Below are 4,547 nucleotides of genomic sequence, written 5' to 3' on the forward strand. Positions count from 1 at the left end.
CCCCCCCCCCCCCCCCCCCCCCCCCCCCCCCCCCACTCCTACAAGGGATTTTTTGCCCACAGGATCCGGCGAACCAAAACCTGTGGGCCGCGCCATCAAATCACCCGCGGTGACGACCGCGGAAGTAGTTGATCAGGCCCTGGGTAGAAGCATCGTCAGCGGTGGTTTCATCGCTGCCGACCAGACGGTTGTAAACGCCTTTGCCCAGTTCCTTGCCCAGTTCCACGCCCCACTGGTCGAAGGCGTTGATGCCCCAGACCACGCTCTGCACGAACACTTTGTGTTCATACATGGCGACCAGCGCACCCAGACGACGCGGGCTGATGCGCTCGACCACGATGGTGTTGCTCGGACGGTTGCCCGGGATCACCTTGTGCGGTGCGAGTTTGTGCACCTGTTCTTCGCTCATGCCTTTGTCGCGCAGTTCGGCCTCGGCTTCCGGCAGGGTCTTGCCGAGCATCAGCGCCTGGCTTTGCGACAGGCAGTTGGCGTACAGCCACTGATGGTGATCGGAGACCGGGTTGAAGCTGACGATCGGCACGATGAAATCGGCCGGGATCAGTTGGGTGCCCTGGTGCAGCAACTGGTGATAGGCGTGCTGACCGTTGCAGCCGACGCCACCCCAGATCACCGGGCCGGTATCGGTCGACACCGGGGTGCCGTCCTGACGCACGCTCTTGCCGTTGGATTCCATGTCCAGCTGTTGCAAGTGCTTGGTGATGTTACGCAGGTAGTGGTCGTACGGCAGAATCGCGTGGCTTTGCGCGCCCCAGAAGTTGCCATACCACACGCCGAGCAGGGCCAGCAGCACCGGCATGTTCTGCTCGAACGGTGCGCTCTGGAAATGCTGGTCCATGGTGTAGGCACCGGACAGCAGTTCCTTGAAGTTGGACATGCCGATGGCCAGGGCAATCGGCAGACCGATGGCCGACCACAGCGAGTAACGACCGCCGACCCAGTCCCACATCGGGAAGATGTTTTCTTCACGGATACCGAACGCGACTGCCGCAGCGTTGTTGCTCGACACCGCGATGAAGTGCCGATACAGCTCGGCTTCCGAACCACCCTGAGCCAGATACCAGGCGCGGGCGGCCTGAGCGTTCTTCAGGGTTTCGAGGGTGTTGAAAGACTTCGACGAAACGATGAACAGCGTGGTTTCGGCGCGCAGTTTTTGCGTCAGCTCGTGGAACTCACTGCCGTCGATGTTCGCCAGATAGTGGCAACGCACGCCTTTCTGCGCGTAGGACAGCAGCGCTTCGGAGACCAGCTCCGGGCCGAGGAACGAACCACCAATGCCGATGTTGACCACGTCCGTGATCGGCTTCTCGGTGTAACCACGCCACAGGCCGTCGTGGATGCGGCCGACCAGATCCGTGATCTGGTTCAGCACCTTGTGCACTTCCGGCATCACGTTGACGCCGTTGACCGACAGCTTGTCGCCGACCGGACGGCGCAGGGCGGTGTGCAGCGCCGGGCGGCCTTCGGAGGCGTTGACGATTTCGCCGTCGAACAGCGCTTTGATCGCGCCTTTCAGATCGACTTCATTGGCCAGACCCACCAGCAGATTGCGGGTCTCGGCGTTGATCAGGTTCTTCGAATAATCGAGAAACAGTCCGCAGCTGCTGAGCGTGAATTGATTGAAGCGCTGCGGATCGGCGTTGAAGGCTTCGCGCATGCTGAAATCCTGCATGGCTTGGCGGTGATCTTTCAACGCTTGCCAGGCAGGCAGAGCGGTAACGTCATGAGGAGTGCGGTAGTACGCCATCGCTGCGGTTTTCCTTTTTACTTGAACGGCCTTTTGAACACAGAACAGACCGATACGCCATGTTTGGGCGAGGGTCAAATGCGTCGACACGATTTTTCAACGCAGGGCGAATACAGTAAACCTCGCGCTGCGATCTGTCTTGACTTCTTCTGACCTGTTCCCTGTACTTTTTTAACATCAATACCGGGAACAAGCCGACCAACGGAAGGGGAGTGGCGCGTCGAAGCGGCTCAGGCCACCTGAACCGGAATGGCGTTGCTGGTGTGGCTGAGCTCATTGCCCGGCGCCATGTACAGCATGCGCGGCTTGAAATTGAGCAGTTCCGCTTCGCTGTAATGGGCGTAGGCGCAAATGATCACGCGGTCGCCGACCTTGGCTTTATGCGCGGCTGCGCCATTGACCGAAATCATCCGCGAACCTTCTTCGCCACGAATCGCGTAGGTGGTGAAGCGCTCGCCATTGTCGACGTTATAGATCTGGATCTGCTCGTACTCACGGATGCCGGACAAGTCCAGCCACTCGCCATCAATGGCGCAGGAACCTTCGTAATCGAGTACCGCATGAGTGACTTCGGCGCGGTGCAACTTGGCCTTGAGCATGATGGCGTGCATGAGGGATTTCCCGGGTTGGAAGCAAACGGCGGGCAGTGTGCCCGAAGGCTTTGGGGGCGGCAATATGGTCTGTGTGGACACCAGAAACCAATGTGGGAGCGGGTTTGCTCGCGAAGGCGGTGTGTCAGTCAACCTATCTGCTGAATGACACACCGCATTCGCGAGCAAGCCCGCTCCTACAGGGGGTATTGCGCTGTTTTTTAAGTCGGGGTATCGAGGTTCAGGTGCAGGTTGTCGATCAACCGCGTGGTGCCGAGGAACGCGGCCACCAGAATCACCAGATCGCGGTCCTCTGCCGTAGCCGGACGCAAGGTCAGGGCGTGGCGGATTTCCAGGTAATCCGGACGCAGGCCGGCGGCTTCCAGCTGTTGCACCTGCGTAGCGATCAGCGCCGGGTAGTCACGCTCACCGTGCTTGATCGACTCGGCAATCGCGCTCAGGGTGCGATAGACCACCGGGGCCACGGCACGTTGATCTTCGCTGAGGAAACCGTTGCGCGACGACAGCGCCAGGCCGTCGGCCGCACGCACGGTCGGTTCACCGATGATCTGGATCGGCATGTTCAGGTCATGCACCAGCGCGCGGATCACCGCCAGCTGCTGGAAGTCCTTCTGGCCGAAGATCGCCAGATCCGGCTGAACCATGTTGAACAGCTTGCTGACCACCGTCGCCACGCCCTCGAAGTGCCCCGGACGGCTGGCGCCGCACAGGCCTTCGGACAGTTGCGGCACGCTGACCCGGGTCTGCCCGGCCATGCCGTCGGGGTACATCTCTTCGACGGTCGGGGCGAACAGCAAGTGGCAGCCGGCTTGCAGCAGCTTTTCCTGATCAGCCGCCAGGGTGCGCGGGTACTTGTCGAGGTCTTCGCCGGCGCCGAATTGCAGCGGGTTGACGAAAATGCTCGCAACCACGAAGTCCACGCGCTGGGTGGCTTTGGTGATCAGCGCGACATGGCCGCTGTGCAGGTTGCCCATGGTCGGCACGAAGCCGATGCGCTTGCCTTCACTGCGGGCGCGGGCCACGGCGGCGCGCAGTTCGCGTACGGTTTTAACGGTGTTCATGCAGAGAATCCGTGTTCGATGCCAGGGAACGTGACGGCTTTGACTTCATTAACATAAGCCTTCAATGCTGACTGGATGCTGTCTTGGCCGTTCATGAAGTTCTTCACGAATTTCGGCACGCGGCCGGTGATCGACAGGCCGAGCATGTCGTGCAGCACCAGTACCTGGCCGTCGGTATCGCTACCGGCGCCGATGCCGATGACCGGAATCTTCACGGCCTGGCTGATTTCCGCAGCCAGTTCGCTCGGCACGCATTCGAGCAGCAGCATGGCTGCGCCAGCCTGCTCCAGCGAGATCGCGTCGGCACGCATCTGCCGCGCCTGGTTCTCGTTGCGGCCCTGCACTTTATAGCCGCCAAGAATGTTCACGGCCTGTGGGGTCAGGCCCATGTGTGCGCAGACCGGCACGCCGCGTTCGGCCAGCAGGCGGATCGACTCCGCCAGCCACAGCGCACCTTCGACCTTGATCATGTGTGCGCCGGCCTGCATCAGCATGGCGCTGTTGGTCAGGGTTTGCTCAATAGTGGCGTTGGCCATGAACGGCAGGTCGGCCAGGATCAGGGCGTCGGTGTTGCCGCGTTTGACGCAGGCGGTGTGGTAGGCCATTTCTGCGATGGTCACCGGCAGGGTGCTGTCGTGACCTTGCAGAACCATGCCGAGGGAGTCGCCCACCAGCAGCACTTCGACACCGGCCTCGTTGCAGGCGTGGGCGAAGGTCGCGTCATAGCAGGTCAGCATGGTGATCTTTTCACCTTTCTGCTTGAGGCTCTGGAGCGTGGTCAGGGTGATGGCTGGCATGTAAAAAATCCTCGTTCAGGCGCTCTGGAAACTACTGCGAGTAACGCGCGTGATTCTTCGTCTACTCAGGCGCACGGTCTTTTGTCGTGCTTATAAGGCCTGGATTGCGCCCGTATGTGCCGGGTTGGCGGCAGCGGGACGCCTATAGTCGTGAGGAGCCAAGCGGAAGTCAATTGCGTGTGTTACCGCATTGTTACGAGGGGAGTGTTACCGGCGTTACTGATGCGATTCAGCGGTGCGGCGGGCCTGATTGACGGGTTTTTTGTCCGACAAAAAATCAGATTTGGAATACTCAATGTGGGAGCGGGGGGGG

At 60.7% G+C, this 4,547-nt stretch carries 4 protein-coding genes; all 4 read right to left on the reverse strand.

What is annotated here, in order from left to right; genetic code table 11:
* Positions 1–100: 100 nt before the first annotated feature.
* Positions 101–1,765: a glucose-6-phosphate isomerase gene (pgi, locus tag NTD85_RS04830; RefSeq protein WP_201136565.1), complete on the reverse strand. Its 1,665-nt coding sequence runs from the start codon at positions 1,763–1,765 to the stop codon at positions 101–103.
* Positions 1,766–1,995: 230 nt separating this feature from the next.
* Positions 1,996–2,376: an aspartate 1-decarboxylase gene (gene panD, locus NTD85_RS04835; protein ID WP_003228271.1), complete on the reverse strand. Its 381-nt coding sequence runs from the start codon at positions 2,374–2,376 to the stop codon at positions 1,996–1,998.
* A gap of 200 nt (positions 2,377–2,576) precedes the next feature.
* Positions 2,577–3,437: a pantoate--beta-alanine ligase gene (gene panC, locus NTD85_RS04840; RefSeq protein WP_262141558.1), complete on the reverse strand. Its 861-nt coding sequence runs from the start codon at positions 3,435–3,437 to the stop codon at positions 2,577–2,579.
* A complete protein-coding gene (gene panB / locus NTD85_RS04845) occupies positions 3,434–4,234 on the reverse strand; it encodes a 3-methyl-2-oxobutanoate hydroxymethyltransferase (protein ID WP_003228263.1) in 801 nt (266 codons plus the stop codon). Before panB ends, panC begins: the two co-directional genes overlap by 4 nt.
* Between the last annotated feature and the right edge of the window lie 313 nt (positions 4,235–4,547).

The organism is Pseudomonas sp. 13B_3.2_Bac1 (assembly GCF_025466205.1).
In the GTDB taxonomy this organism is placed as follows: Bacteria; Pseudomonadota; Gammaproteobacteria; order Pseudomonadales; family Pseudomonadaceae; genus Aquipseudomonas; species Aquipseudomonas fluorescens_H.